Source organism: Aestuariivirga sp., assembly GCF_037139295.1.
In the GTDB taxonomy this organism is placed as follows: Bacteria; Pseudomonadota; Alphaproteobacteria; order Rhizobiales; family Aestuariivirgaceae; genus Aestuariivirga.
The window spans coordinates 1-2676 of the sequence record NZ_JBAXGR010000240.1 but is presented as its reverse complement, the minus strand read 5'-3'; the positions used below and the strand labels follow the sequence as shown (position 1 = coordinate 2676).

Genomic DNA, 2676 nt, shown 5'->3' with positions numbered 1-2676 from the left:
CCGACCGCGACTCGATGCGAACCTTGCGGCGGTCGTTCCAGTCCTTCACCTTGAGGTCGTAAAGGCCCGTGACCTTCGCGAGTTCGTCGTCGAAGAGCTTCTGCTCATCAATGGTCGCGAACTCCGTCTTGAGGAGGATGTCGTCATTATTAAAGGTCGCGAGGCGCTTCTTCTTGTGGGCGGCGACACGCTTCTGGAGGAACTCCTCGGCGTCGTTGTGCGCTGCGATCTCCTCGTTGCGCTTCACGATCTGATCGGTCATCCAGCTGCGCGCCTCGCTCTCAGCGAGCGGCGACATGGTCTTCAGCCAGACCATGTAGGCGTGAGCGGCCGCCTTCGCAGCGCTGTCCTTGGAATTGCGATAGGCCTCCTGGGCCTTCGCCATGTGATCGGAAACAACCTGGGCGGTGTTCTCCGACGAAACCGCCACAGAGGCGGCAGACACATAGTAATTCATCTTCATTCTCCGAGTGTTTTTACGATGTCGCGGAGGAATTCCGCAGACGTGCTCGGAATGTCACGGAGCTATTGATCTGGCGATTGAGCCCGATTTCCAGAAAAGTGCTTTCCACCTAGAATGCAAAAAAAGCTGGAGGACGTAATGGCACGACCCACTCGCCGTATCGCGACAACTCCGAAGGGGGTGCGCGAAAAGATCAAGAACGCCAGCCAGTACAATCTAAACCTTATCAAAGAGATAGAGGCTTCCTATCGAAGCAAGCTCGATCCTGGCGCTGAGGCTAAGCTGGCTGATGAGAAGAGCATCTATCCAGAATGGAGGGGTTTCCTGGCTGCATACAGAGGAAAGTATGGCCGTCCATCCGAACACACGGAGGAAGCCATTCGGACGACCTTCGCAGATTTCGGGGATGTGGATAAAGACTTTGAGGAATGGTGGCGCGAAGGCGGTCGAGAACTCTTCCGGGAGGACGGTCAAGTCCCACTCGTGACCGTCGTCGATATTGATGAGAACTGGTCAGGCGAGAAGGATTACCCGAAATACATCACTCTACGAATTCCTCTCACTGTCCCCAGGGACAACATAGACACTCAAATCAGGGAGATCCTGAAGCAGTGCCATATGGGAAGCCTGCTCTACCGCCATCGCCACAGCGATGCGAAATACAAACTCCACCCAAGATCAATGTATCGGAAGACAGATTTCAAGCGAATGTTGGAAGTCTGGAAAATCGTAGCCGAGAATTGGGAGGGAAAGCCCGAGAGCGAAAAAATGCCTTGGTGGCAAATTGGTCGGGATGCCCGCCTTGCTGAAGGAGTTGACCCTGAAAATGACTTCGATCACCGCACTGCTGATGACTCTCGACGTCATCTCGCAAAACTCGCGAGTGATCTCTATGACCAGGCCCTGAAAGTCATGTACAACGCTGTCCGAGGCGAATTTCCAAAAGACACGGTGCCCAAGGATGTGCCCGGCAGGACCAAGAGGAAGATCCCGACCAAGCAAAAACTGGCCTGACATACCATATGCGGTATGTGTCCTGCTCGTGCATGCATAGGGTTTACAGTTTTAGGGCGCGAACTCTGAGTAACTCAGGATCCACCACTCAGAAAGTCGATCCTGAGTAACTCAGGATTTTCCCCAGAGCCGAGGCAGGATCTGTCCTACATCGGCTGTCCGTTCCCGTGGGGATCGCGCCCCTCCGGCCTCGGCAAGGAGGTGATGACGAGCCCTTTCCACGGGCATACCGGTACGCCGTAGGTCGCAAGCCAGACGGAAGAAGGCACGGTTACCCTGGCCACGGGGAGCGGTACGCCACCGAGAGAGGGCGGAATTGACCAGTTGGGCCTCGTCTCCCGGAGGGCAAATCCGCAAATTTCCTCCGCTGTTCATGCCGTCGGCTTGAGTGCTTTCGCTCCCCACTGCATGCGCAGCGACATCATTATCCAGCCACTGCTGAACATCGAGCGGAGACCGACAGCCGTCTCGAAAATCGAGGAAGAAGCTGTCTTGAGACTGGCGAGCCTGGCAAGGGGCATAAAACAATGAAGCAGCATTGAGCTTTCCGGTGTCGAAACCGTGCAGCTTGGGAGCAATCTCAGGATTTCCCGCGATCTCGGCGTGCGCTGCAAAGCCATCGTGTCGCAACACCATCAGGATCTGCGCGATGATCCGAGCGTGATCATCCACCGACATCACAGTAGAAGTGGGAATGAAGCATCGCCAACGAGGATGATCTCCGGTCGAGGAGTAGGTGTTCCAAACAACCATGCGCAGCTGGGGAAATAGGGCGGCAAATCCATCGGGCGTGAGATCTCCGCCGTCATTGTCCAACCATATGCCGTTTACATGTTGGACGTTGGCGAGACCCCGTCGAGTGCTACAGCCGGGAATATCCGCAATAAAATGTGCGGGGCTCAGCAGGAAGTTGTCCTCTTTGGATGGAACGACCCGAGCGTGGGATCCCCTGAGCAGTGCAATAAACTCTTCGACATTCCCGGCGTTGAGATACAGCAACGGCTCTGTGTCACGGATCGACGCGTAGGCCGTTCCAAAGCTCGCCGTCCCGTCCAACATCGTTCCACAGAAGCGACCTATCTTACGTATATACCTCTTCCGCACGCGGTGCGCCTCCACCCGGGCTGCATCGGTAGCATGTTTACGGGGGCGGCCTGCTTTCCGATTCGGAATGACCAATCCTGAGTTACTCAGGCTTT

At 55.6% G+C, this 2676-nt stretch carries 3 protein-coding genes; 1 reads left to right on the top strand and 2 read right to left on the bottom strand.

What is annotated here, in order from left to right; all coding sequences use genetic code 11:
* A partial coding sequence (locus tag WCJ41_RS21390; RefSeq protein ID WP_336907864.1) for a hypothetical protein occupies nt 1-457 on the bottom strand: 457 nt, incomplete at its 3' end.
* Between the two features lie 144 nt (nt 458-601).
* Between WCJ41_RS21390 and WCJ41_RS21385 the strand changes: the two genes are divergently transcribed.
* Nucleotides 602-1477: a hypothetical protein gene (locus WCJ41_RS21385; RefSeq protein WP_336907863.1), complete on the top strand. Its 876-nt coding sequence runs from the start codon at nt 602-604 to the stop codon at nt 1475-1477.
* 111 nt (nt 1478-1588) lie between these two features.
* On the opposite strand, the gene WCJ41_RS21380 is transcribed toward WCJ41_RS21385, so the two are convergent.
* Nucleotides 1589-2676, bottom strand: a 1088-nt coding sequence (locus tag WCJ41_RS21380; protein WP_336907862.1) for a hypothetical protein, incomplete at its 5' end; no start/stop codon positions are given.